General features: G+C 72.3%; 17 protein-coding genes, 1 tRNA gene and 1 pseudogene. 11 read left to right on the top strand and 8 right to left on the bottom strand.

The window, feature by feature from the left end; translation table 11 throughout:
• The first annotated feature begins 51 nt into the window (after positions 1–51).
• Positions 52–986 (top strand): annotated as a pseudogene (locus AC3A5R_RS11180) (2-dehydropantoate 2-reductase).
• Positions 987–1,013: 27 nt separating this feature from the next.
• Here the strand turns inward: AC3A5R_RS11180 and AC3A5R_RS11175 are convergent.
• Positions 1,014–1,862, bottom strand: coding sequence for a matrixin family metalloprotease (locus AC3A5R_RS11175; protein ID WP_487620834.1), 849 nt, complete (start codon positions 1,860–1,862; stop codon positions 1,014–1,016).
• Between the two features lie 122 nt (positions 1,863–1,984).
• On the opposite strand from AC3A5R_RS11175, the gene AC3A5R_RS11170 reads away from it, so the two are divergent.
• Positions 1,985–2,692, top strand: coding sequence for a M50 family metallopeptidase (locus AC3A5R_RS11170; RefSeq protein WP_487620833.1), 708 nt, complete (start codon positions 1,985–1,987; stop codon positions 2,690–2,692).
• A gap of 6 nt (positions 2,693–2,698) precedes the next feature.
• Here AC3A5R_RS11170 and AC3A5R_RS11165 read toward each other — a convergent pair whose 3' ends face one another.
• Together AC3A5R_RS11165 and AC3A5R_RS11160 are read right to left on the bottom strand one after the other, a co-directional pair.
• Positions 2,699–3,352, bottom strand: a complete 654-nt coding sequence (locus tag AC3A5R_RS11165; protein WP_487620832.1) for an LON peptidase substrate-binding domain-containing protein — start codon at positions 3,350–3,352, stop codon at positions 2,699–2,701.
• Between the two features lie 71 nt (positions 3,353–3,423).
• Positions 3,424–7,833, bottom strand: a complete 4,410-nt coding sequence (locus AC3A5R_RS11160) for a carboxypeptidase regulatory-like domain-containing protein (RefSeq protein WP_487620831.1) — start codon at positions 7,831–7,833, stop codon at positions 3,424–3,426.
• Positions 7,834–8,077: 244 nt separating this feature from the next.
• On the opposite strand from AC3A5R_RS11160, the gene AC3A5R_RS11155 reads away from it, so the two are divergent.
• Complete coding sequence (locus AC3A5R_RS11155) at positions 8,078–8,623, top strand: winged helix-turn-helix domain-containing protein (RefSeq protein WP_487620830.1); 546 nt, start codon at positions 8,078–8,080, stop codon at positions 8,621–8,623.
• Between the two features lie 73 nt (positions 8,624–8,696).
• On the opposite strand, the gene AC3A5R_RS11150 is transcribed toward AC3A5R_RS11155, so the two are convergent.
• Together AC3A5R_RS11150 and AC3A5R_RS11145 are read right to left on the bottom strand one after the other, a co-directional pair.
• A complete protein-coding gene (locus AC3A5R_RS11150; RefSeq protein ID WP_487620829.1) occupies positions 8,697–9,635 on the bottom strand; it encodes a serine/threonine-protein kinase in 939 nt (312 codons plus the stop codon).
• 378 nt (positions 9,636–10,013) lie between these two features.
• Complete coding sequence (locus AC3A5R_RS11145) at positions 10,014–11,357, bottom strand: hypothetical protein (protein WP_487620828.1); 1,344 nt, start codon at positions 11,355–11,357, stop codon at positions 10,014–10,016.
• Positions 11,358–11,929: 572 nt separating this feature from the next.
• Here AC3A5R_RS11145 and AC3A5R_RS11140 point away from each other — a divergent pair.
• Positions 11,930–12,064 carry a hypothetical protein gene (locus tag AC3A5R_RS11140; protein WP_487620827.1) on the top strand — a complete coding sequence of 45 codons (135 nt, stop codon included), beginning with the start codon at positions 11,930–11,932 and terminating at the stop codon, positions 12,062–12,064.
• The gene (locus AC3A5R_RS11135; RefSeq protein ID WP_487620826.1) at positions 12,061–12,636 is read left to right on the top strand and encodes a hypothetical protein; all 576 of its coding nucleotides are present in this window, start codon (positions 12,061–12,063) and stop codon (positions 12,634–12,636) included. Before AC3A5R_RS11140 ends, AC3A5R_RS11135 begins: the two co-directional genes overlap by 4 nt.
• Positions 12,637–12,865: 229 nt before the next feature.
• On the opposite strand, the gene AC3A5R_RS11130 is transcribed toward AC3A5R_RS11135, so the two are convergent.
• From AC3A5R_RS11130 to AC3A5R_RS11120, 3 genes are all read right to left on the bottom strand, one after another.
• Positions 12,866–12,948: transfer RNA gene (locus tag AC3A5R_RS11130), tRNA-Leu, on the bottom strand.
• A gap of 65 nt (positions 12,949–13,013) precedes the next feature.
• Entirely contained in the window at positions 13,014–13,838 is an 825-nt protein-coding gene (locus AC3A5R_RS11125) for an NAD-dependent epimerase/dehydratase family protein (RefSeq protein ID WP_487620825.1), read from the bottom strand.
• Between the two features lie 100 nt (positions 13,839–13,938).
• The gene (locus tag AC3A5R_RS11120; RefSeq protein ID WP_487620824.1) at positions 13,939–15,567 is read right to left on the bottom strand and encodes a MinD/ParA family ATP-binding protein; all 1,629 of its coding nucleotides are present in this window, start codon (positions 15,565–15,567) and stop codon (positions 13,939–13,941) included.
• A gap of 222 nt (positions 15,568–15,789) precedes the next feature.
• Here AC3A5R_RS11120 and AC3A5R_RS11115 point away from each other — a divergent pair, with 222 nt between their 5' ends.
• Genes AC3A5R_RS11115 through AC3A5R_RS11090 form a run of 6 tightly spaced genes read left to right on the top strand, consistent with a single transcriptional unit; the run spans position 15,790 to position 22,949 of the window.
• Positions 15,790–16,596 carry an FHA domain-containing protein gene (locus tag AC3A5R_RS11115; protein WP_487620823.1) on the top strand — a complete coding sequence of 269 codons (807 nt, stop codon included), beginning with the start codon at positions 15,790–15,792 and terminating at the stop codon, positions 16,594–16,596.
• A 34-nt stretch (positions 16,597–16,630) separates the two neighbouring features.
• Positions 16,631–17,230 carry an FHA domain-containing protein FhaB/FipA gene (locus tag AC3A5R_RS11110; RefSeq protein WP_487620822.1) on the top strand — a complete coding sequence of 200 codons (600 nt, stop codon included), beginning with the start codon at positions 16,631–16,633 and terminating at the stop codon, positions 17,228–17,230.
• 4 nt (positions 17,231–17,234) lie between these two features.
• Positions 17,235–18,698, top strand: a complete 1,464-nt coding sequence (locus AC3A5R_RS11105) for a PP2C family protein-serine/threonine phosphatase (RefSeq protein ID WP_487620821.1) — start codon at positions 17,235–17,237, stop codon at positions 18,696–18,698.
• Positions 18,695–20,092: an FtsW/RodA/SpoVE family cell cycle protein gene (locus AC3A5R_RS11100; protein WP_487620820.1), complete on the top strand. Its 1,398-nt coding sequence runs from the start codon at positions 18,695–18,697 to the stop codon at positions 20,090–20,092. Before AC3A5R_RS11105 ends, AC3A5R_RS11100 begins: the two co-directional genes overlap by 4 nt.
• Complete coding sequence (locus AC3A5R_RS11095) at positions 20,089–21,549, top strand: peptidoglycan D,D-transpeptidase FtsI family protein (RefSeq protein ID WP_487620819.1); 1,461 nt, start codon at positions 20,089–20,091, stop codon at positions 21,547–21,549. Before AC3A5R_RS11100 ends, AC3A5R_RS11095 begins: the two co-directional genes overlap by 4 nt.
• Positions 21,546–22,949 carry a serine/threonine-protein kinase gene (locus AC3A5R_RS11090; protein ID WP_487620818.1) on the top strand — a complete coding sequence of 468 codons (1,404 nt, stop codon included), beginning with the start codon at positions 21,546–21,548 and terminating at the stop codon, positions 22,947–22,949. Before AC3A5R_RS11095 ends, AC3A5R_RS11090 begins: the two co-directional genes overlap by 4 nt.
• Positions 22,950–22,998: the final 49 nt, after the last annotated feature.

The raw sequence follows: 22,998 nt of genomic DNA, 5'->3' as shown, positions 1-22,998 counted from the left end.
TGATGTTGTCGAGGGCTCGGCACGCGTGCCCGAGGACGAGGAGGTGCGCTCATGCGCATCGCAGTGCTGGGCACGGGTGGGATCGGCGGCTACTTCGGCGGCCGTCTCGCGGCCTCCGGGCACGACGTCACCTTCGTCGCGCGCGGCGCGCACCTCGAGGCGATCCGCGACCGCGGCCTGCAGGTGACGAGCGTCGCCGGTGACTTCACGGTGCGACCCGCGAAGGCCACCGACGACCCGACGACGGTCGGCGTGGTCGACGCGGTGCTGCTCGCCGTCAAGACGTGGCAGCTGCCGCCCGTGCTCGAGACGCTGCGGTCGCTGGTCGGTCCGGACACCGCCGTCGTCACGACCCAGAACGGGGTCGAGGCCCCCGACCAGGTCGCGTCGGTCGTCGGGCGCGGGGCCGTGCTGCCCGGCATCGCGAAGATCTTCGCCTTCATCGACGGTCCCGGGAGGATCACCCACGCCGGGGGCCCGGCCTCGCTCGCCTTCGACGAGTGGGAGCCCCGGCCCGGCAGCCCCTCCGACCGGGTCGGCCGCCTCCGCGACGCGGTGGGCGCCTCCGGGGCCGCCTCACCCGTGCCCGACGACATCTGGGCCGAGCTGTGGTCGAAGATGCTCATGGTGGTGCCGTTCGGCGGCCTCGGCGCCGCCCTGGCCGCCACCATCGGTGAGCTGCGCGGCGACCCGGCCCGCCGCGGGCTGCTCCGCGACGCGATGCGCGAGGTCGAGGCGCTGGCCCGGGCACGCGGCATACGGCTGCCCGGGACGGTCGTCGACGGGACGATGGCCTCGTCGACGACCAGCCGGCCGACGCCACCACGTCGCTGCAGCGCGACCTCCTCGAGGGCCGCCCCTCGGAGCTGGACGCCTGGACCGGCGCCGTCGTACGCCTCGCCGCCCAGTCGGGCGTCGACGCGCCCCTGCACCGCCTGCTGCTCGAGGTGCTGCTGCGCCGGCACCCCAACGCGCTGCCGGGCTGAGGGCGCGGAGACGGCGGGGACCGACGCTCAGAGGTCGGGGCGGCAGGAGCCGCGACCGAGGATCGCCAGGCCTCGACGGTCGCCGTCGGCGGGACCGGACACCGCACCGCCCGACTCCCACATCAGCTCGGAGGAGTCCTGCACGTGCCCGAGCCCGAGCACGTGCCCGATCTCGTGCTCGACGACGGCGCGCGCCGAGTCGCGGCGGCCCGCCGTGAGCAGGGCCGTCATCGGGTCACGGTCGAGCCACACCGCGCCCGTGACGTAGACGAGCAGACCGTCGCCCGCCGCGCGTGGCGTGCTGCCACCCAGGCCGATGGCCCCGCCCGCGAGGCCGGGAACGTCGTCGGGGGTGGCGAAGGCGACGTAGACGGGCGCCCAGCGGTCGCCGTAGCGCTCGGGCTGGTACGGGTCGCGGTCCGGGTCGGGCGCCTCGTCGGTCAGGCCGTCGTAGACGAACTGCAGGCCCGAGGCCTGCGACATGACGTCGGCGGCCTCGCGTACCAGCGCCTCACCGCCCTCCGGGAGGCCGACGCTGCTGACGACATAGTGCACGGGGCGGCACGGGTCGTAGGCCACCGGGTGCCTCTCGTCGGCCTGCAGCTGCATGAAGGCGTACCCGCCACGGCCGCCCGGGGCCTTCGGCGGTGCGCCGATCGGGGCCTGGGCGGCACCGATGCCGGCCGGCGGGTAGTCCGGTCCGAAGCCGTGCCGGGGGTCGAACGGACGGGACTGCCAGAGCCACGGCACGACCAGCGCGAGGAGCACGACCAGCGCGGCGCCGACGAGCGGGACCGGTCGGCGCCAGCGACGTCTGTCAGGCTCCCGACGCGCCCGGTGGCGGCCGGGCGCACGACGACGGAGCCCCTGACGCATGACCCCGACTCTGCCGAAAACCGCGCCGGATGTCCTGCCGACGCGCGTGCGGGGCCTCGCCCCCGGCGTCGCCGCGGGCGGGCTGCGCCGTCCACATCCCCATCGGCTAGGTTCTCCTGTCCGTGAACCTCTTCGACGCCGTCCACGACCGCGTCGTGCCGGCGACGGGTGACGTCGCGATCGGCGCGACGAGCGTCGTCGTGGTGCTCGGTGTGGCGCTCGTCCTCGTCGCCGTCGAGCCGCTGTGGCGCGTCGTCCGTCTCGTCGTCACCCTCGTGCACGAGCTCGGCCACGCGGTCGTCGGCGTCCTCGTCGGCCGCCAGTTCACCGGCTTCGTCCTGCGCGGGGACATGTCCGGCCACGCCGTCACCCGCGGGCCCGCGCGCGGCCCGGGGCGCGTCGCGTCGACGTGGGCGGGCTACCCCGCGCCGGCGCTCGTCGGTGCCCTCATGGTGTGGGCGGCCGGACGCGGCTGGTCCGCGCCGCTCATCACGGCCGGGCTCGTCATCCTGCTCTTCGCCCTGGTGCGGGTGCGCTCGGCGCTCACCGTCGTCGTCGTGCTCGTCGCGATCGGTGGCTCGGCGGCGCTGTGGTGGTGGCGCGACGACACGCTGCAGGCGCAGGTGCTCATCGGCCTCGGCGTCGTGCTGCTCGTCGGCGCGTGGCGCCACCTGCTCGCGGTGCTCGCCGACCGCTCGGGCGCGAGCGACCCGGCGGTGCTGGGCCAGCTGACGCACGTGCCACGGCTCCTCTGGAACCTGACGTTCGTCGCGGCGTGTGCCCTGGCCACCTGGGTCGTCGGCATCGAGGTGTGGTCGGCCCTCTCCTGACGCCCCTCAGTTGAGGTTGGGCGGCGAGGACGGCGGGTTGGCCACCGCCCCGAGCGTGGCCGCGAACTCCTTCTCGCGCCGGACCAGCTGCAGACCGAGCCGCAGCCGCGACTCGGTGTCGACGCACTCGAGGAGCCGCTGGCGGTCGCCCACGTCGAGGCTCACCGTCTGCGGCACCGAGTAGGACAGCAACCGGTCGTCCTCGGCCAGCTCGATCTCGCTCGCGCCGACCGTCGTCGCGAACGAGACGAGGGCCGCCCGCAACCGCGCGGCGAGCTCGGCGACGGCCACGGCATCGCCCTCGACCTCCTCGAGCCACGTCACCTCGCCCGTCGCGTACGGCGTCCCGGCCTCGGCGTCGACGCCCTCGAGACGGAACCGCCGGGTGCCCTCCGAGACGACGAAGTACCGCTCGTTCTCCAGGGCGGCCGCCTGCGTCAGCAGCGCCCCGCACCCGACGGGGTGCAGCGCCCGGACGCCGTCGTCGCCGACCTCGTAGCCCTCGCGGATCGCGACGACCCCGAACACGGGCGAACGCTCCTGCTGACCGGCGAGCAGGTCGCGCAGCAGGGCCACGTAGCGCGGCTCGAAGATCTGCAGCGGCAGCCGCGCCCCGGGCAGGAGCACGGTGCCGAGCGGGAAGAGCGGCAGCGTCGCCATGCCGCCAGCCTAGGCACGGACGGCCGCCGCCGGGAGGTCCCGGCGACGGCCGTCCGCCTGCCCCTCAGGACTCAGAGATCACCACGCTCCTGCACCTTGAGGGTGTTGACGACCGGTGAGCCGAGTCCCTTCCGGGGCACGAGCTCGACGGTGATCGGGCCGCCCGCGTGCTCGATGACGAGCGTGTCGACGTCGGCCTTGAACGAGCCGACCTCCGCCGCGATGTCCTTGGCGACGATCTCGTACCGGCCGTTGACCTTGACGTCGAAGACGTGCGAGCCGGGCTTGGTCGCCGTGAACTCGGCGAACCCGAGCTGCAGCTGGTACGTGCCGGCGGGCGCATCGTCGAAGCGGTAGGTCAGGGCGCCGGAGCGACGCGTCTGGAACAGCGTCTGGTCGTCGGTCCCGGCGATGGCCTTCTTCGTCGACTCGACCTTCGTGCCGGTGCCGAGGTAGCCCCAGCTGCCGGCCGAGTACGCCTTGTCGGCCTGCCACCGGAACAGGTCCTTGGCGCCGAGCGCACCACCCGCGTTGTTGACGCCGACCTGGTAGGCCGAGATGACCGCCCGGAACGGCACGTTGACCGCCCGGTTGCGTCCGGCGCCCGTGTTGAGCGTCAGCGCACCCGACCAGACCCCCGGCTCGGCGAGCGAGGCGTCGACGTCCACCGTGAACGTCTTCGTCTCGCCGACCGCGATGGTCGTGGACGTCGGGGTCACCGACAGCCACGGCACGTCGGTGTTCTCCGGGTCGCCCACGTCGACGAGGTAGGCCTTGCCGTCGAGCTGGTTCGCCGTCCAGAGGTTGCCCTGGTCGTCGGACTCGAGCCCGGAGCCGGGGAAGTCGCCCGCGACCGGGTAGGCCACCGTCTTGAGCGTCGAGCAGTCGGCCGGCGACAGCTGGTAGAACACCGTCGTCTCCGCACTCGGCACCATCCAGATGGTGTCGGACGTGTTGTTGTAGGCGAGTCCCGCGATGCCCGGCTCGGCCGGCTCGCACGTCGCGAGGGTGGCACCCGGGGTCGCGTGCGTGGTGCCCGCGACCGTGTAGATGACGCCCTCGTTCCAGCCGCCGATGTAGAACACGTCGTCCGCGGCGTTGTACGCGAGACCGCGCTGCGAGACGCCCGTCCACGGCGAGCCCGAGATCCGGCTGCTCTCGGCACCCGTCGCCGGGTCGATGCAGACGATCGCGTTGTCGCCGCCGACGTTGACCTGGCAGACCGTGCCGGTGCGGCTGTCGTAGGCCATGTCACCGTTCCACGAGCCGCCCCAGCGACCGGGGTAGGTCGCCTGCGCGGCACCGGCCGTCGAGAACGTCGTGTTCGTCTGCGCCTCCGGGTCGGAGATCCAGACCTTGCCGTCGAAGCCGACGCCCCAGGCGACGGACAGGCCCGTGCTCCACGAGGCCAGCACGTCACCGTCGGCGTGGGGGGCGGCCGCGAGGCTCTTCTGCGCGGCCCGTTGGGTCGCGCTGTAGAGGCCCTCGGCCGACGTCGCGCTGCGGTCGGACTTCGTCGCGGCCTTGACGGACGCGCCGCTCAGGGCAGCGGGCCGCTCGGTGGCCGAGGACGTCTTGCGACCGCCCTCACCGAAGGAGAACGCGAGCGGCGCGGAGCCGGTGTTCTTCACGGTGAAGGTCTCCGTGCGGACGTCGCCCTTGCCGAGCACGCCCCAGTCGTAGGCCGTGACGCCGGTGATCTCGGCGACGCCGGTCTTGAGGGCCGGGCTGAACTCCGCCGTGTCGCCGTCGCTGTCGAAGGTGATGCTCGTCGACTGCGTGACGTAGTTCGTCGCGGACGCCGTGACCTCGTAGGAGCCGAGGAACAACACCCTGCTGAAGGTGCCGTCGGCCGCGGTCGTCAGCGTCGTCGGCGAGCCCGTCGACGGCGTGATGGTGACCGTGGCGCCCGAGACGGGCTCGCGGTCGTTGGCGTCGGTGACCGTGCCGCTCAGCACGCCCGAGGGCGGCGGCGTGAAGCGGATCGACTTCTGCGGCGCCACCGAACCGGCGGTGTTGAACGCGTACTGCCACGCCACGGTGCCGTTCGCGTTCTCGAGGCCGACCGTCGCCGACGTGCCAGTGAGCACCGGCTTGGCGTCGGTCTGGGCGCCGTAGCCCATGACGACCCCGCCGTTGCGCAGGAGCGCGACGGAGAAGTTCGTGCGCGCGTTGGTGTCGGCGTACGAGCGCACGTTGCGCCACTCGATGACGAACGCCTCGACGCCACCCACGGTCGTCGTCCCGGTGTAGACCCCGGCCGACGCGTCGACGTTGAGGTCGTCCCAGAACGGGTAGATCGCGGCGTTCGGCGTGGCCGGGTTGGGGATCGCGGTGTTGGAGTACGCCGTGACGGACGCGAGGAAGTTCACGTGGCCGTTCGTCGAGACGTACGCCTTGCCGTACGGGTTGCCGTAGTACGAGAACGCCCACGGGAGGTCGACGGCGAGCGCCGCGTCGTCACCCGAGAGGGTCGTCTTCGTCGTGCCCTGCAGGTAGTCACCGCTGCCGACGGAGCACGTGTAGCCGTAGCCGTCGGCCCGGGCCGCGAGCGTCACCGGGACGGTCTCGTCGCCGTCGACGACGAGCTCGCTCGCGTACGGGGCGGTGCAGCCGCCCGCGTTCACGGCCAGGGTGTAGGTGCCCTCGGGCACGTCGGCGATCGAGAACGCGCCGTCGGCGCCGGTCGTCGCGGCGGGGATCGCCGAGCTGACCGTCACCGACGCGCCGGCGACGGGCGCGCCGCCCTGCAGCGTCACGGTGCCCGAGACGGTGTGCCGCGGGGCCGCCACGAGCGCGACGTCGACGGTGGCGGTGCTTCCCGCGGCGACGGTCGCGGTGCGCGTCTGCGTCGCGTACCCGAAGGCGCTGACGCGGACGGAGTAGTCACCGGCGGAGACGGTGAGGTCGTAGGTGCCGTCGGCAGCGGTCGTCACGGTGCGCGACGTCGGGCCGGTCACCTGGACGTTCGCACCGGCGACGGGCGAGCCACCCGAGGAGACGGTGCCCGCGAGGTGGCCGACGTCGCCGACCGGGGCGGCAGCGACGAGGCGCTGGGCGTCGAGCTTGCCCTGGCCCCAGACGTTGTTGTCCGCAGCGGTGCCGCCGCAGGTCAGGTCGCTCGTGTCGACGGCGGTCTCGTCGAGCAGCGCCTTCGTGCCGGCGAGGTCACCGACGAGCGAGGGTGCGGCGCTCAGCACCAGGGCAACGGCCCCGGCGACGTGCGGCGAGGCCATCGACGTGCCGTTGGCCGTGGCGTAGCCGCCCCCGGGCACGGACGAGCGGACGTTGACGCCGGGCGCCGAGATGTTCGGCTTGGTCCCGCCGTCCTGGCCCGGGCCGCGGGCCGAGAAGCTCGCGATGTTGCCGGCGACGTCGAAGGCTCCGGCGGAGTAGTTGATGGTGCGCGAGCCGGGTGATCCGCTCGTGGTGCAGGAGGGGCCGCTGTTGCCGTTGGACCACTGGCCCCAGATGCCGGACGCGGCCCAGGCGTTCTGGATGTCCTCCATGAACGGCTCGGTCGAGGGGTTGCGCGAGCCCCACGAGTTGTTGATGACGTTGGGTCGCTTCGAGGGGTCGGCAGCGCTGCCGTCGAGACGCGTCGGGGCGAGCATCCACTGGCCCGACTCGATGAGGTCGGCGTCGGCGCACGTGCTGCAGCCGTTCGCCTCGATCCACGTGGCGCCGGGGGCGACGCCGATCTGGTTGGCGCCGTCGGAGCCGACCATGGTGCCCATCGTGTGGGTGCCGTGGCCGTCCGTGTCGCACGGGTCGCCCGCGGCGTTGCACTCGCCGGAGGAGTCGAAGAAGTTGTAGTTGTTGTCGAGCGTGCCGTCGGCCTGGAGGCCGCGGTACTTCGACCTCAGCGCCGGGTGGGTGACGTCGACGCCGCTGTCGATGCTCGCGACGACGATGCCCTCGCCCGTCACGCCGGTGCTCCAGACGTCGTCGGCGTTGATCGCGGCAATGCCCCACTCGACGGCGTTGGTGCCCATCGTGCCCGGGGACGGCTTCTCCGACACCGGCTTGATCAGCTCGAGGACGGAGGTCTCGATGATCTCCTTGACCTGGCTGTTCGCCGCGAGGGTGTTGGCGAGGCCGAGCGTGCCGCCGCGGACGAGCACGGCGTTGGTGATCCAGTACGGCGTGTAGTCGGCGTTCGCGGCCTTGAGCTGGGCGACGACGCTGCGCTGCGAGGCCGCGGCGTGGCTGCGCAGTGCGTCGTAGACCGCCTTGCCGCGCTGGTTCCAGTCCTTGACCTGGCTGGCCTTGGACAGATCTGCCGTGTCGGTCATGCGGACCCAGAAGTCCGCGGTCTTGTTCTGCGTCAGGCGCTGCTCGGCGGCCGCGCTGAGCTTGTCCCTCGGATCGGGACTCGCTGCGTCGGCACTCGGTGCGCCGAGTCCTGCGACGGTGAGCAGGACGGCGACCGCTGCCGCGACGGCCATGGTCAGCCGTCGGGCTCTCGTGGTTGCTCTCATCGATCCTCCGTGTCGAACCAGGCCCGGCAGTTCCCCGAGCGCGCGGGCATCCTTGGGTGGGAAGGACGCTCACCACGCTGGCAAGACGGAGAACCGCTCGACAGGTCGCGACGCGGGCAGATCCGGGCAAGTCGCGGGCGGGATCCGGTCAAATCTTGGTCAAGCCACGCCGTACGGGGTGGACGGGCGGACCGGTGCCTCTGATATGGAGATATTTCACGCCACCGGTCGCCGAGGGGGCACTATGTTCCAACACTCGATCCAGGCAGGCTTCGTGCTCTGCGTCGGGCTCCCGCTGCGGGACGCCACGAAGGTCGCCCAGCTGCTGCACGACAGCGCCGTCGTGCTCGTCACGAGCGACCTCGAGGCCGCTCGCACCCTGCTGCAACCCGTCGGGTCCGAACCCGCCCTCACCGACGGTCCTCACCCCTCACCCGAGCTCGCCGTCGGACCGCCGCTCGAGTCCGGTGCGCCGCAGAGCCTCCCGCCGCCACTCGCCGTCGGACACCTGCGGATCGACGTCGCGGCCCGCGAGGTGACGCTCGGGGGGGCACCCATCCACCTGTCCGCCAAGGAGTTCGACCTGCTGGCCCTGCTCGGGTCGGACGTGGGCCGCGTCTGGTCGTTCGCCGCGCTCACGGAGCGCATCTGGGGCACCGACTTCCTCGGCGACAAGGAGCCCCTGATGTCGACGGTCAAGCGGGTCCGCAAACGACTCGGCACCGACGCCGGCTGCCAGCTGACGTCGGTGCACGGCATCGGCTACCGCCTCCGCGTCACCGGGCCCTGACGCCCGTCCGACCAGCGCACGCGACCCCGGTCGCCGCGTCAGCGCCCGACGCATCCGGCAGGGGACGCGTCGGTCAGCGGGCCGCTTCAGGCTCGTCGAGCGCGTTCAGCGGCATCGCCTGGGTCGGCTCGGGCTCGTCCTCGACGGCCTGCCCCGTGATCGCCTGCGCGAGGCCCAGTGCCAGACCGACGACCTCGTGGTCGCCGAGGCCGAGACGGATCGCGAAGTCGGCGGCGTTGGTCGGGCGCTTCTCAGGATCCTTCTGCAGGCAGTCGGCGATGAGCTCGCGCAGGTCCTTGGGGACGGATTCGGGCAGTGGCGGCGGAGGCTCGTTGACGTGCGAGAGGGCGGTGGCGATCGGGGTGCCACGGTCGAACGGTCGCCGACCGGCGAGCATCTCGTGCCCGACGACGCCGAGCGCGTAGAGGTCGCTGGACCCCGTGGCGGCGTGGCCGAGGGCCTGCTCGGGGCTGATGTAGTTCGGCGTGCCGAGCATCTCGCCGTGCTGGGTGTGGCCCGACGCGTCGAGGGCGCGGGCGATGCCGAAGTCGGTCAGCTTCACGACGCCGTCGGGACGCACGAGGATGTTGGCCGGCTTGACGTCGCGGTGCACGACGCGCGCCTCGTGGGCGACGCCGAGCGCGAGCGCGGCCTGACCGAGGATGGAGCGGACCTCCATCGGCTCGAGCGGGGCGCGCTCGGCGAGGATCTTCGACAGCGGTTCGCCGTCGACGAGCTCCATGACAAGGAAGGCCAGGCCGTCGTCCTCGCCGTAGTCGAAGACGGTCGCGATGTTCGTGTGCATGAGGCCGGCCGAGTGCACGGCCTCGTCGCGGAAGCGCAGGGCGAAGAGTCGCTCGTGGTCCGCGTCGGGCCGCATGATCTTGACGGCGACCTGGCGCTTGAGGACGTCGTCCGACCCGGCCCAGACGTCGGCCATGCCGCCGGAGGCGATGCGCCGCTCGAGGCGGTAGCGACCACCGAGGACGAAGCCTTCGTGGAGTCGGTTCATGGGGGTTGGCACCCGGGCCTTTCGGACGGAAGGTGCACGTCGTTCGACATCTCAGGGGGCCTTCGTCCGACTCATGGTAGGTGACCTGGACGGGTGCTTGAGACTTTCACGTTCGTGACCGGACAAGCCGCCGACCCCCGTTCAGCGACCGGGTCAACATACCCCGGGGGTGCGGCCTTCAACCGCCCGAAGCATCACTTTCGTCCCGGCCCCACAGCATGCCCGCAGCAACCGACCACGTGGTCGCCTGTTGCGGTTTCCGAGGCCTCCGGGCCACGGCAGCGCGCCATCCGGCGGCTTGTCGTGGTCGAGCCCAGCCGGCCGGACGAGCAGGCAGATCGACCGGCTCGGCACCCGCCACACGGCGCCTCCGGCCCGTCAGGTCCGGACTGCCGGGCCGTGCTCCCGCCACCACCGGGCCGCCGCACGCCGTTCGTGCGGCTCCTCCGGCGACGCCATCAGACGCTCCAGCACCGGATGGCCGCTCATGCCCGCGGCGTAGAGGATCTCGACATCGCTGACGCCCGCCGCGGCAAGGCCTTCCACCGTCCAGAGCGACGGTGCGCCCTCCGTCGCTGGCCCACTCGTCGGCTCCTTCGCGTTCCCTTCCGGGCCGTGCCCGCCGAGCGGGTCGCGATCGGCGTGGGCCAGCGCCCGCAGGATCCCGCCCCGCAGCTGCGGATCCGCCGTGGTGAGCAGCTCCCGCAGGGCGGGCGCGTGCTCGGCCGACGCCAGATAGGTCAGCAGGTGCACGGCGGCCGTCGCGGCCTCACCGGGCTCGGTCGCCAACCGCAGGGCGGTGTCGGCCAGAACAGGACGGTACGGACTGGCAAGCAGCAGCAGCGCCGCCTGGTGCTGTCGCTCGACGAACTCCCCGGCAAGGAACTCCCGCAGGAGCCGGGCCAGCATCGGGTCCTGCACGATGCCGCTGAACAGGCCTGCAGCGGACACGTACTGCGGCAGCGACGAGGGCAGCTCATGGCTGCGTCGCGACGGTGACATCGGGGTGGCGACCCGGACACCGCTCCGCCCGGAGACCCGCTGCCGAGACTCGGCTGGGAGCCGCGCGGAGAGCAGGTGCCCCAGCCGCTGGCCCGGCGCGTCACCCCTGGGATCCAGCAGGTGCACACCCAGCGTCTCCACCATCGGCATCGTCGAGAGTGGCAGCGTCCCCAGCAGCACCATGTTCAACAGGGCGTGCACCGCCCCGAGACGGTGACGGCCACCGTCGCGGCCGGCGACCCTGGTCAAGGTCGCCACCATGCGCGGGTGCGGGATCTCCCCGTAGAGCGTCATCGCATCCAGGATCGACTGGGCCCCTTCCGCGTGGATCGTCGCTGTCACGCCGCGCGCGACGACGGGCGCCGTGCGCACCGAGGCCGCCAACCGGCACAGCGCCTCGAAACGCGTGTAGTAGGCCACCCCGACCGACCGCGTCATCTCATCGACGAGCTGGTTCGTCAGTTCTTCGACGATCCGCTGCGGCACCAGAGCCGGCTGCGGACCGGTCAGCAGCCCGGCGAGGGCGAGCCAGTCGCCGCCCCGCCCCTGCGCGTCCACGACGCGCTCGTACGCGTCATCGAGCCGTTCCTGCCGGTGCTCGTCCACCGCAGGCGTCGTGACCCAGGCACGGTGACGAGACAGGACGGAGTGACCCAGACCCTGGCAGACCGCGAGCAGCTGCCCCGGCTCCAGCTGGAGCGCCACCTCGTACGCCGTCATGACGTCCGCGGACGGCGCCACGGCCCCTGTCTCCCACCTGCTGATCCGCGAAGGGTCGGCCGGCAGCCCCGCAGCCGCCAGCCTGCGTGCGAACCCGGCCAGTGACACGGTGTCCGGCTGGGCCGACAGCAGCCGGTGCACACGCAGCAGCCAGGCGACGCGGGCCGCGACATCCACATATGCGCCGGCGTACGGGGTGCCGTCCTCGGGCAGGATCGCTCGACGGTCCGGCTGACGCCGATCGGACATAGCTCCCCCTGCCCACGGTGGTCGTGCCCCCGACCCGTCGACCCTGTCCATACCCCGTGGTGCCCCGTTGCGCCCCGAACCGACCGATGACGGCGCGCGCACCGAGGTCAGTATCCGCACGTGCCTCGACGGCGGCAAGCACCCGTCCACCTCCCCGATTGCGGGTTCCACCGAGTTCCACAACGACCCGGTCCCGATCGCCCGCGGCACCTACGTTTCCTGCCACCGGCACGGCCAACCACTGCACAGCCTCGCGGTGGCTGCCGGTCGACCCCGACACACGACCGGGCCCGACGGGCCAGACGACGAAGGAGAAGACCTCAATGAGCCTTGAGCACCTGTACCACCTCCCGCTGGCCGAAGCAGGCGTGCGGGTCCCGATCTGGTCCATCCCGATCCTCCTCGTGGTCGCCATCGGCGTCGGCGTCTACCAGAAGCGTCGGGACGCAGACCGATGACCTTCGCAGCCCTCCCGCAGGCCATGACGAGCTCATCGGACCTGACCAGCTCGCCCTCCTTCGCGGTGCTGGTCATGGTCGCTCTCTTCGGGGTGCTCTGGATCTGGCGCAAGATGACGCAGGCGGCGAACCGGAAGGTGAACCAGAAGATCCTCTTCCGCGGCACACACCACGCCGGCCGGCGGGCTACCCGACAGGGCCTGGGACTGTCCGCGCCGCGCCCGGTCGATCAGGTCCTGGACGCCGTGGTCGCCACCGTCAATGCCTACGACTCACCTCCCGCCGTCGTAGGCGGCCTCTACCTGTCGGAGCGTGACGCCCACCAGGTGTGCTTCACCTTCGGCAGCAAGCTCAACGCGAGCTTCCGCGCCCGGGTCCGCCTGGCCGATCTCGACGACGGCTCGGGCTGCAGTGGCGTCTTCGAGGTGCTCACCTGGACCGAGCAGAACGGGCTCGTCGCCGGACACCAGCAGATCGACCGTGTCCGTGACCGCGTCGCCGCGGCCGTGCGCGACCTCGGCGGCAAGGCTCTCCTCACCGATCCCGAACCTCAGCCGAACGTGGCCTCCTAGAGGGCATCCACGTCGGCCCCGGGCACGCGGCGCCGCGACGCCCGGGGGGAGGGGGGAGCCGTTGCGCCTGCCCATGCGCGAGGGGGGACTCCGTCGCTGGGACCCGGCCTCGTTCCTCGGCCGGCTCCCAGCTCCTCCTCAAATCCCGGCGGACGCGCACGCGATGACGAAGGGCCCCACCTATGCGAAAGGGCCCCAGTTACGAGAACTGGGGCCCTTCGTCATCGCGTGCGCGAGGGGGGATTTGAACCCCCACGCCCTTTCGGACACTGGCACCTGAAGCCAGCGCGTCTGCCGTTCCGCCACTCGCGCGTGACAAGAGGACAGTGTGGTGCATAGCCCGTCGGATCGCCAAACCGGGCCCGGCCCGGCGCCCGTCACGTCCGCGTCGGGGCTCCGCCGTGCGGCTCGCCGAGGCGGTAGGCGGGGTCGGCGAACCCTCCGCCGAGCACCGCACCCGGCACCTCGACCGCCGAGCCGGAGCCGATGCGCCCCTCATCCACCCACGTCCGCGCGTCGTCGACCGGCACGAACCCGATGCCGGCGCCCGGGCCGAGGTCGACGTGTCCCCGGGCGTTCGCCGACACGCCCCACACGACGTGGTGGCCACCCGCGTCGGTCGAGCGCACCGCCTCGACGAGGCGCGCCATGTCGTCGGCCGACAACCACCAACGCAGCGAGGAGCGCCCACTCGGCTCCTCGCCGAACGTCATGATCCGGGCGCTGACGACGGTCACGCCGAACCGTCCGGCGTAGAGCCCGCCCAGCGCCTCGACCGCCGCCTTGCTGGCGCCGTAGTAGGTGTCCGGCGCCGGCAGCGGCATCCCCACGGGGGTGGCCGGGTCGCCGACGGGCACGTAGCCGGCGGCGTGGACCGAGCTCGCGAGCAGGACGCGTCCGACGCCGGCCCGAACCACCGCGTCGAGCACCGCGCGCGTGCCGTCGACGTTCACGGCGAGCAGGTCGTCCCACGGCCGCTCGTCGGACAGGCCGCCCAGGTGCACCACCAGCTCGGCGCCGGCGAACGCCTCGGCGTGCGCCTCGACATCGCGCAGGTCCGCCTCGACGACCCGCTCACCGGGCCCCGCATCGGGCACGGGCACGGCGTCGAGCAGGACGAGGTCGTGCCCCGCGGCGTGCAGGCGCGGCCGCAGCGACGTCGCGATGCGTCCGGCGGCTCCGGTCAGCGCGATCCGGGCCATGGCACCGGCATACCCGACGACCGCACCACAGACGCGACGACGCGCCCGCACCCAGCCGGGGGACGGACGCGTCGGGCGACGATCAGGCGACGACCGGGTGTCAGAGGCCGTCGACGACGACCGCGGCCATCTCCATGCAGGCGTCGTGCGTCTTCTTGCTGATCTTGAGCGGGTCGAGGTGCAGGCCCGGGGCGAGCATCGGGTCGTAGGGGATGTCGACGACGCCTCGCACCCACTGCTCGAAGTGCTCGCGCGTGTGGACGCCGGCGCCGATGTCGTTGCCCTTGGCCGACGTGTGCGAGATGACGCAGACGGCGTTGCGCACGAGGTCGCCGCGGCCCATCGCGACGAGCGCGTCGAGGTTCTTGGCAGCGACGACGGAGGTGTCGTCCTTGAGGGAGGTGGCGAAGACGAGCATGTCGGCGCGGGCGGCCGCCGCGAGCCAGTTCGGCGCGAGGCGGTTGTTGCCGGTGTCGACGATGATCATCCGGTAGAAGCGCGAGAGCTGCGTGTGGAGGTCCTCGAACTCCTGCTCGCCGATGATGCGCATCGCCTCGTCGTCGTCGGCCGAGGCCAGCACGTCGAACGAGAGGCCCCGCTGCTCGCGCACCCAGTGCTCGAGCTCGGACGTGCCGGCGTTCGGGTCGCCGGCGATGGTCGGCAGCGCACCGAGCAGGTCGACGACCGTGCGGTGGTGGCTCTGCGACGGCGCGCGCATGCCGAGCGTGCCCTCGGTCTCGTTGTTGTCCCACGCGAGGACCGAGCCGGAGCGGTACCGGCCGAGGTAGCTGGCCAGCATGAGGGTGACGAGGGTCTTGCCGCCACCGCCCTTGGTGTTGATGACCATGATCGTCTTGCGGCCGTTGAGGGGCCGGGCGATGCGGTCGATGCGGTCGCGCTCGAGCAGCTCCTTGCTGCTCGGGCCGAGGCCGAAGGCCTTGCGCAGGCCCGAGTTGGCCTTGACCTTCTGGCGCTCACCCTTGGAGCGGGCCGTGATGAGGTCCTCGGCGCTCGGGCGGTCGGAGTTTCCGGCGCGGTCGACCGGCGTGAGGTCGTAGCTGTGCCCCAGTTCCTCGGCCGCCGCGGCGACGTCGGGGTCGACGGCCGGCGTGGCCGCGAACGCGTCTCGGGCGCTCGAGTGGTCGGTGGAGAAGCGGCTGGTCGGCGCGTCGGTGTCGGTCGAGGTGCTCGAGCGGTCAGAGGACGACCCCGCCGGGACCCAACCGGAGTACTCCTCCTGCGAGGCGTCGGCCACCTCGGCGTCGTGCTGCAGGGACTGCCAGTGGCGCGTCGACTCGTCGGCCTCGGTGCTGCCGCTGCCGGAGTCCCACGTGGACCAGCCGTTCTGCGTCGACCCGTTCGGCGCGTATCCGCCGGAGTAGGAGGAGTCGTACTCACCCTCGTAGGCGCTGAAGTCGCCGGCCGTGCCGGTCGAGCCACCCGAGCCCGACGCGTCGTCGGCCGCCGAAGACGTGCCCTCGCCCGCGGCGTAGGGGTCGCTCCACGTGTTGCCGCCCGACGCCTCCGGTGCGGTCTGCTCGGACGCGGCCTCCTCCGACTGCCACGAGTCGTCGTCCCACGTGGTGGACCACGGGTCGCTCGAGGGCTGGTCCTCGGGCGAACCCGTCGCGACGGGAATGGGCAGCGCGAACCCCCCAGGGACCCGGTTGTTCGAGGAGAAGCCGGGGATGCCCTGGCCCTCGGTGTTGCCGGTCTCGTCGTTGCTCATCGAGCGCTCCTTGCTGGCCTGCCACGTGCGGGGCCCGCTCACGGACCCTCCGCGATGGTCCCATGCTTCCGCGACACATCAAACCTGCTGACCACGCGTGGCGTGGGGCGAAACGGTCTTTCCGGACCCTTACCCACCGCCCGTCGGTTGGGGCCTTGCACGGGTGACCCGGTTACGATGAAGCGCCCAGCGGCAAGCGCGCATGACGAAGGAGGAGACGGCGTGGGACTCATCAACCGTGTCGAGCACGGTCTGGCCAAGGCTGTCCATGGTGCCTTCGCGAAGGCGTTCAAGTCTGAGGTCCAGCCCGTCGAGATCGCCTCGGCCATCCGGCGCGCGATGGACGACCGCGCCGCGATCGTCGGTCACGGCCGGGCCATGGTGCCCAACCTCTACACGATCGAGCTCAGCCCGACCGACTACGAGCGCCTCGGTGACTACGAGGACGACCTCACCGACGACCTTGTTGCGGCCGCCCAGGAGCACGCCGACTCCCAGGGGTACCAGCCCGGCGGCCCGCTCGAGGTCGACCTCGTCGAGGGCGAGGGCCTCGAGACCGGCGTCTTTCGCGTCCGTCCCGCCACGGCCAAGCGAGCCGGCGGCGCAGCCGGGTCGTCCGGGGCTCCCGGGGCTCCGGCGCGCGAGCCCGCCCCCGCCCCTCGGCCGCAGACGCCGAGCGGCACGATGGTCGACGAGCCGCCAGGGCCGCGTCCGGGTGCCCGGAGCAACCCCTCGGCCCGCCCGTGGCTCGACATCAGCGGCGACCGCTACCCGCTCCTCGGCGCGCTGACGACGCTCGGGCGCGACGACTCCGCCGACATCGTCGTCGACGACCCCGGGGTGTCCCGGCGCCACAGCGAGATCCGCGTCACCACCGATGGCCCGCACCTCGTCACCTCGATCCGCGACCTCAACTCCACGAACGGCACGTTCGTCAACGGCGAGCGCATCGCGAGCCAGCGGCTGCAGGACGGGGACCGCCTCACCCTCGGGCGCACCACCGCCACCTTCCGGGCCGGGCGGCGATGACCCACGTGACCACCCCGACGACACCTGGTGATGCATGAGTGAACTCACCCTGACCCTGCTGCGGCTGGGTCTGCTCGCGCTGCTGTGGATCTTCATCTTCAGCGTCGTCGCCGTGCTGCGCACCGACATCTACGGCACGTCGGTGAGCCGCCGGACCAAGCGCAAGGCCGCCAAGGCCCAGGAGAAGGCGCAGGAGAAGGAGCGGGCGCGCGCCAGGCGCCAGCCCGCCGCCGTCGGGGGCGCGGCAGCCGGTGCCGCGGGTGCGGCCGGCGCTGCGGGTGCGGCCGCAGGTGGCGCGGCCGGTGCCGCGTCACGTCGGCCCCGGGGGCGCAAGACGATCCCGACCACCCTCGTCGTCACGGAGGGACCGCTCACCGGCACCTCGCTGCCGTTGCGCAGCAGCGGCATCCTCATCGGCCGCAACCCCGAGTGCGCGCTCGTGCTCGACGACGACTACGCGTCGGGCCGGCACTGCCGCATCTACCCCGACCCGGGCCGCGACGGCTGGCTCGTCGAGGACCTCGGCTCGACCAACGGCACGTTCATCGGCCGCGACAAGCTGACCGGCTCACGCCCGGTCGAGGTGGGCACGACGCTGCGCATCGGCAAGACGGTCCTCGAGCTGCGGGGCTGACCGGATGGCCATCGCCCTGCGCTACGCCGCGCGCTCCGACCTCGGTCTGGGACCCAAGTCCCGGAACGAGGACTCCGGCTACGCCGGCCCCAACCTGCTCGTGCTCGCCGACGGCATGGGCGGCCACGCCGCCGGCGACGTCGCCAGCTCGATGATCGTGGGCGAGCTCGCCCCCCTCGACGAGGAGGACGTCACCGCCGACCAGGCCGTGCCGCTGCTCGAGGAGGCACTGCACTCGGCCAACGCCAAGCTGACCCGCGCCATGCGCGAGAACGCCGACCTCGCCGGCATGGGCAGCACGACCATCGTCATGCTCCGCACCGGCAACAAGCTGGCCATGGCGCACATCGGCGACTCCCGCGCCTTCATGCTCCGCGGCGACACGTTCTCCCAGATCACGAAGGACCACTCCTTCGTCCAGCAGCTCATCGACGAGGGCCGGATCTCCCGCGAGGAGGCCGGCACCCACCCGCAGCGCTCCGTCGTCACACGCGTCATGACGGGCCAGCCCGACGACGAGCCGGACACCTCGCTGCGCGAGGCGAAGATCGGCGACCGCTTCCTCCTGTGCTCCGACGGCCTGTCCGACTTCGTCGGCGCCGACGTCATCGAGGAGATCCTCCGCGAGGCCCGCACGCCCGACGACGCCGCCGACCGCTGCATCGAGGTGGCGCTCAAGGCCAGCACCCGCGACAACGTCACGGTCATCGTCGCCGAGGTCGTCGACGCCGACGGGGACGACCTGCCGGTCACCGTGCCGCAGGTCGTCGGGGCGGCGGCCAAGCGCCTTCCGAACCGCACCCGCGCCATCCCGACCTCGCCGGCCGAGAAGGCTGCGGCGCTCTCGCGCGCCGCCACGGGCCGCGACAAGGCCACCGACGACGACGAGTCCCACGTCGAGCTCGCCGAGGGCCCGGCCCGCTCGCGCCGGGCGAAGGTGGCCCGACGCTCGGTCGGCGCCGTGGTCGTCGCGGCGATCCTCGGCGCCGGCGGCTACGCCGCGTACGCGTGGTCGCAGAAGCAGTTCTACGTCGCGGCGAGCAACGGGCACGTCGCGATCTTCCGGGGCGTCTCGGCCGACCTCGGCCCGGTCGCGCTGTCCAGGGTCGAGACCGAGTCTGAGGTCCTGGTCAGCGACCTGCCCTCCGACGTGCAGGGCTCGGTGGACAACACGATCCCGGCCCGCGACCTGCCCGACGCCGAGGGCAAGGTCGACCGTCTCCGCGACGAGGCGATGCGCTGCCAGCACCTCGCCATCACCGGCACGCCGTGCGGCACCACCCCGCAGCCGACGCCGACACCGACGCCGAGCACGCCCTCCCCGACGACGCCGGCGCCCACGACGCCGGCCCCGTCCACGCCCACGCCGCGTCCGTCGACGACCGCGAAGCCGGCCGCGCTTCCGACGCTGCCCTCGACGGGCTCCGTGACACTCTCCACGGCGGTGACGACGGGGGTGCCGGCATGACGACGACCGTCGAGCCCCTGACGTCGCGCACGCGCCGCAACGCCGAGCTGGGGCTGCTGATCCTGGCCATCGGCATCGTCCTGCTCGCGTGGGTCACCACCGACCTCAACCGCAACGGCACGGTGCCGGCGAACATCATCCCGGTGGCCGGCGGCTTCACGCTGCTCACCGTCGCCGTGCACCTCGTGCTCCGGTGGAAGGCCGCCTACGCCGATCCGGTGCTGCTGCCGATCGCCACGGTCCTCAACGGCCTCGGCCTCGTCATGATCCACCGCCTCGACCTCGCCCGCGGCAAGCTCGGCACCGACGGCGACGCCTACCGCCAGATCATCTGGACGACGCTCGCCGTCGTGCTCGCCGTCGCCGTCATCGTCGCGCTGCGCGACCACCGGCTGCTGCGCCGGTACACGTACGTGTCGATGGCGGCCGGGCTCGTGCTGCTCCTGGCGCCCCTGGTGCCGGGCCTCGGCCGGTCGATCAACGGCTCGCAGATCTGGATCTCCATCGGCCCGATGAACTTCCAGCCGGGCGAGTTCGCCAAGATCGCCTTCGCCGTCTTCTTCGCCGGCTACCTCGTGCAGACGCGCGACGTCCTGTCACTGGCCGGCAAGAAGGTCCTCGGCTTCACCTTCCCGCGTGGACGCGACCTCGGACCGATCGTCGTGGCCTGGGTGATGTGCCTGCTCATCCTCGTCTTCCAGAGCGACCTCGGCACGGCGCTGCTCTTCTTCGGCCTCTTCGTCGCCATGCTCTACGTCGCCACCGAGCGCACGTCGTGGATCGTCATCGGCCTGCTGCTGTTCGCGGCGGCCGTCGCGTTCGCGCTGTCGGCGTTCTCGCACTTCACCAAGCGCGTCGACCTCTGGATGGACCCGTTCTCCCAGCAGAGCCTCGACATCTCGAACCAGCTGGCCAACGGCCTGTGGGGCATGGCGGCCGGTGGCCTCACCGGCACCGGGCTCGGCGCGGGACGCCCGTGGCTCACCTCCTTCGCCGAGAGCGACTTCATCTTCCCGAGCCTCGGCGAGGAGCTCGGCCTCTTCGGCACCCTCGGCATCCTCGTGCTCTACATCATCTTCTGCGAGCGCGGCGTCCGCACGGCTCTCGGTGTGCGCGACGGCTTCGGCAAGCTCCTGGCCATCGGACTCGCCTTCTCCGTCGCCTTCCAGGTGTTCATCGTCATCGGCGGCGTCACCCGGGTCATCCCGCTGACCGGCCTGACGACGCCCTTCATGTCCCTCGGTGGTTCCTCGCTGCTCGCGAACTGGGTCATCACCGCGCTGCTGCTGCGCATCTCCGACCAGGCCCGACGCCCGATGCCGGAGATCCCGGTCGGCGTCGCGGTCGACGACCCCGCCCCGGCCGAGGTCACCCAGGTGGTGAGGATGCCGTGAACACCCCGATCCGACGCCTCTCGCTGCTCATGGCGGTGCTCTTCACGGCACTGCTCGTGTCGGCGACGGTCATCCAGTTCGTCCAGGCCAAGTCGCTCGGCTCGATGGCCGCCAACAAGCGCTCGCTGCTGGACAGCTACTCGCGCGAGCGGGGCTCGATCATCGTCGGCGGGCAGGCCGTGGCGAAGTCGATCCCCGTCGACGACCAGTACAAGTTCCTGCGCCAGTACCCGCAGGGCGAGCTGTACTCGCAGGTCACCGGGTTCTACAGCTACGTCGTGGGGGCGCCATACGGCCTCGAGCACGCTGCCGACGACCTCCTGACGGGCGACTCGGACTCGCTCTTCGTCCGGCGCGTCACCGACCTCATCACCGGGCGCAAGACCGCCGGCGCGACGCTCGAGCTGACCATCGACCCCAAGGCGCAGAAGGCCGCCGACCAGGCCCTCGGCAAGAGCAAGGGCGCCGTCGTCGCGCTCGACCCGAAGACCGGCGCGATCCTCGCGATGGTGAGCCACCCGCAGTACGACCCGAACCCGCTCTCGAGCCACGACCTCACCAAGGCCTCCAGGGCCTGGCAGAAGCTCGCCGGCGACCCCGACAAGGCGTACGTCAACCGGGCGCTGAGCAGCCTCTACCCGCCCGGCTCGACGTTCAAGGTGGTCACGGCGGCCGCGGCCCTCGAGAACGGTGTCGTCACCGACGAGAACTCCAAGGTGCCGGGGCCGGCCGAGCTCAACCTGCCGCTCACGAGCACCAACCTGCCGAACGAGACCGGCCAGCCGTGCGGGCCGAACAACCAGACGACGCTCATCCACGCGCTCGAGATCTCGTGCAACACCGCGTTCGGCTCGCTCGGGCTCGACCTCGGTGGCGAGAAGCTGCGCGCCCAGGCGGCCAAGTTCGGCTTCGGCGACTCCATCCAGGTGCCACTGCGCGCCGCCTCGAGCTCGGTCCCGGCCGACATGAACGCGCCGCAGTCGGCGCAGGCCGCCATCGGCCAGTACGACGTCAAGACGACCCCGCTGCAGATGGCCATGGTCGCGGCGGGCATCGCGAACAAGGGCCGCGTCATGACGCCCTACATCATCGACTCGGTCCGCAGCGCCAACCTCGACGTCATCTCCTCGACGCCCGACCCGACCGAGCTGTCGCAGGCCGTGTCGGAGCAGACCGCCTCGATCCTGACGAAGATGATGGTCTCGGTCGTCGACAACGGCAGCGGTGCCCGCGCGCAGATCAACGGCGTCCAGGTGGCCGGCAAGACCGGCACCGCGCAGCACGAGAAGGGCAAGCCGCCGCACGCCTGGTTCATCAGCTTCGCCCCGGCCGACGACCCGAAGGTCGCCGTTGCCGTCGTCGTCGAGGACGGCGGCGTCACCGGCAGCGAGGTCGGCGGCGGACGCGTCGCGGCGCCGATCGCCAAGGACGTCATGGAGGCGGTGCTCGGCCGATGAGCCTCCTCGAGCCCGGCACGACGCTCGGGCAGCGCTACACCCTCGACACGAGCATCGCGTCGGGCGGGATGGGCGACGTCTGGGAGGCCACCGACACCGTCCTCGAGCGTCCGGTGGCGGTCAAGGTGCTGCGTCCGGCCGACCCCGACGACACGACGTTCATCGACCGGTTCCGCGACGAGGCGCGCGGCAGCGCCGGCCTGCACCACCCGAACATCGCCGCCGTGTACGACTACGGCGAGGAGGCCGACGTCGCCTACATCGTCATGGAGCTCGTGCCGGGGCGCACCCTCGGCACCCTGATCCGCGAGAGCGACGGCGGGATGGCGCCCGACGACGTCCGTTCGATCCTCGGCCAGGCCGCCCTCGCCCTGTCGGCGGCCCACGAGGCCGGCGTCGTGCACCGCGACGTCAAGCCCGCCAACATCATCGTCACCGGTGAGGGGCAGGCCAAGCTCACCGACTTCGGCATCGCCCGCATCGGCGACGGCTCGGGCCACACCCGCGCCGGCGAGGTCCTCGGCACCCCCGACTACATCAGTCCCGAGCAGGCGCTCGGCGAGCCCGCGACGGCAGCCAGCGACATCTACTCCCTCGGCATCGTGGCCCACGAGATGCTGACCGGCGTCAAGCCGTTCGACATGGGCACGCCGGTGGCCACGGCTCTCGCGCAGGTCAACGAGCCACCACCGCCGCTGCCCGACACCGTGCCGCAGGACCTCCGCGACATCGCCGAGGCCTGTCTGGCCAAGACCGCCGCCGATCGTCCGCGCGCCGTGAGCGAGGTGGCCGCTGCCGTCGGCATGCCGCTCGGCGCCCTTCCCGGCGTCACCCCGGCACCGCTCGGCGCGAGCGACGCCACGGCGCCCCTCGCCGCCCTGGACCCGACGCGCGCCTTCACCGCAGCCCACCCCCGCACCGATGCGTCGGCCCGGGTCGGCGCGGCGGGCGCGGCGGGCGCCGCAGGAGTTGCGGGGGCAGCGGGAGTCGCGGGGGCAGCGAGAGCCGCCGTGGCGGGACTGCCCGAGGCCCCGACGCACCGGGGCGACACCCCCAGCTTCGGCGACCCGGGCGGCGCCGGACGCGGCAGCGACCGCGAGCGCCGTGCCGTCCCGCCGCGCTGGGCCTGGCTCGCCGTCCCGCTCGTCCTGCTCGTCGCGTGGGGCTCCTTCGCCCTCGGTGGCCGGATGGGCGCCGCGCCCGACCCGGCCCCGTCGACGCCGGCGGTGACGAGCCCGGGCGGCGCGGGCGCGTCGACGAGCACCTCGACCCCGACGACACCCACGAGCACGCCCACCGCATCCGCCAGCACGTCCACCACGGACCAGTCGCCCACCCCGCCCGGCAAGAAGAAGGGCAAGGGGAAGGGCAAGGGCCACGGCGAGGACCAGGGGAACTGACATGACCGACCGGCCCGACGAGATGGCACGACGAGCGGACGACGATGAC

The sequence above is a fragment of the Intrasporangium sp. Soil_C_50 genome (assembly GCF_057656595.1).
This window is presented reverse-complemented; position numbering and strand designations above follow the sequence as displayed.

What these genes read in the sequence shown, in the direction of transcription:
- AC3A5R_RS11175 (WP_487620834.1), bottom strand. Translation starts at nt 1,862, where the DNA reads ATGCGTCAGGGGCTCCGTCGTCGTGCGCCCGGCCGCCACCGGGCGCGT.
- AC3A5R_RS11165 (WP_487620832.1), bottom strand. Translation starts at nt 3,352, where the DNA reads ATGGCGACGCTGCCGCTCTTCCCGCTCGGCACCGTGCTCCTGCCCGGG.
- AC3A5R_RS11160 (WP_487620831.1), bottom strand. Translation starts at nt 7,833, where the DNA reads ATGAGAGCAACCACGAGAGCCCGACGGCTGACCATGGCCGTCGCGGCA.
- AC3A5R_RS11155 (WP_487620830.1), top strand. Translation starts at nt 8,078, where the DNA reads ATGTTCCAACACTCGATCCAGGCAGGCTTCGTGCTCTGCGTCGGGCTC.
- AC3A5R_RS11150 (WP_487620829.1), bottom strand. Translation starts at nt 9,635, where the DNA reads ATGAACCGACTCCACGAAGGCTTCGTCCTCGGTGGTCGCTACCGCCTC.
- AC3A5R_RS11145 (WP_487620828.1), bottom strand. Translation starts at nt 11,357, where the DNA reads ATGACGGCGTACGAGGTGGCGCTCCAGCTGGAGCCGGGGCAGCTGCTC.
- AC3A5R_RS11140 (WP_487620827.1), top strand. Translation starts at nt 11,930, where the DNA reads ATGAGCCTTGAGCACCTGTACCACCTCCCGCTGGCCGAAGCAGGCGTG.
- AC3A5R_RS11135 (WP_487620826.1), top strand. Translation starts at nt 12,061, where the DNA reads ATGACCTTCGCAGCCCTCCCGCAGGCCATGACGAGCTCATCGGACCTG.
- AC3A5R_RS11125 (WP_487620825.1), bottom strand. Translation starts at nt 13,838, where the DNA reads ATGGCCCGGATCGCGCTGACCGGAGCCGCCGGACGCATCGCGACGTCG.
- AC3A5R_RS11120 (WP_487620824.1), bottom strand. Translation starts at nt 15,567, where the DNA reads ATGAGCAACGACGAGACCGGCAACACCGAGGGCCAGGGCATCCCCGGC.
- AC3A5R_RS11110 (WP_487620822.1), top strand. Translation starts at nt 16,631, where the DNA reads ATGAGTGAACTCACCCTGACCCTGCTGCGGCTGGGTCTGCTCGCGCTG.
- AC3A5R_RS11105 (WP_487620821.1), top strand. Translation starts at nt 17,235, where the DNA reads ATGGCCATCGCCCTGCGCTACGCCGCGCGCTCCGACCTCGGTCTGGGA.
- AC3A5R_RS11100 (WP_487620820.1), top strand. Translation starts at nt 18,695, where the DNA reads ATGACGACGACCGTCGAGCCCCTGACGTCGCGCACGCGCCGCAACGCC.
- AC3A5R_RS11090 (WP_487620818.1), top strand. Translation starts at nt 21,546, where the DNA reads ATGAGCCTCCTCGAGCCCGGCACGACGCTCGGGCAGCGCTACACCCTC.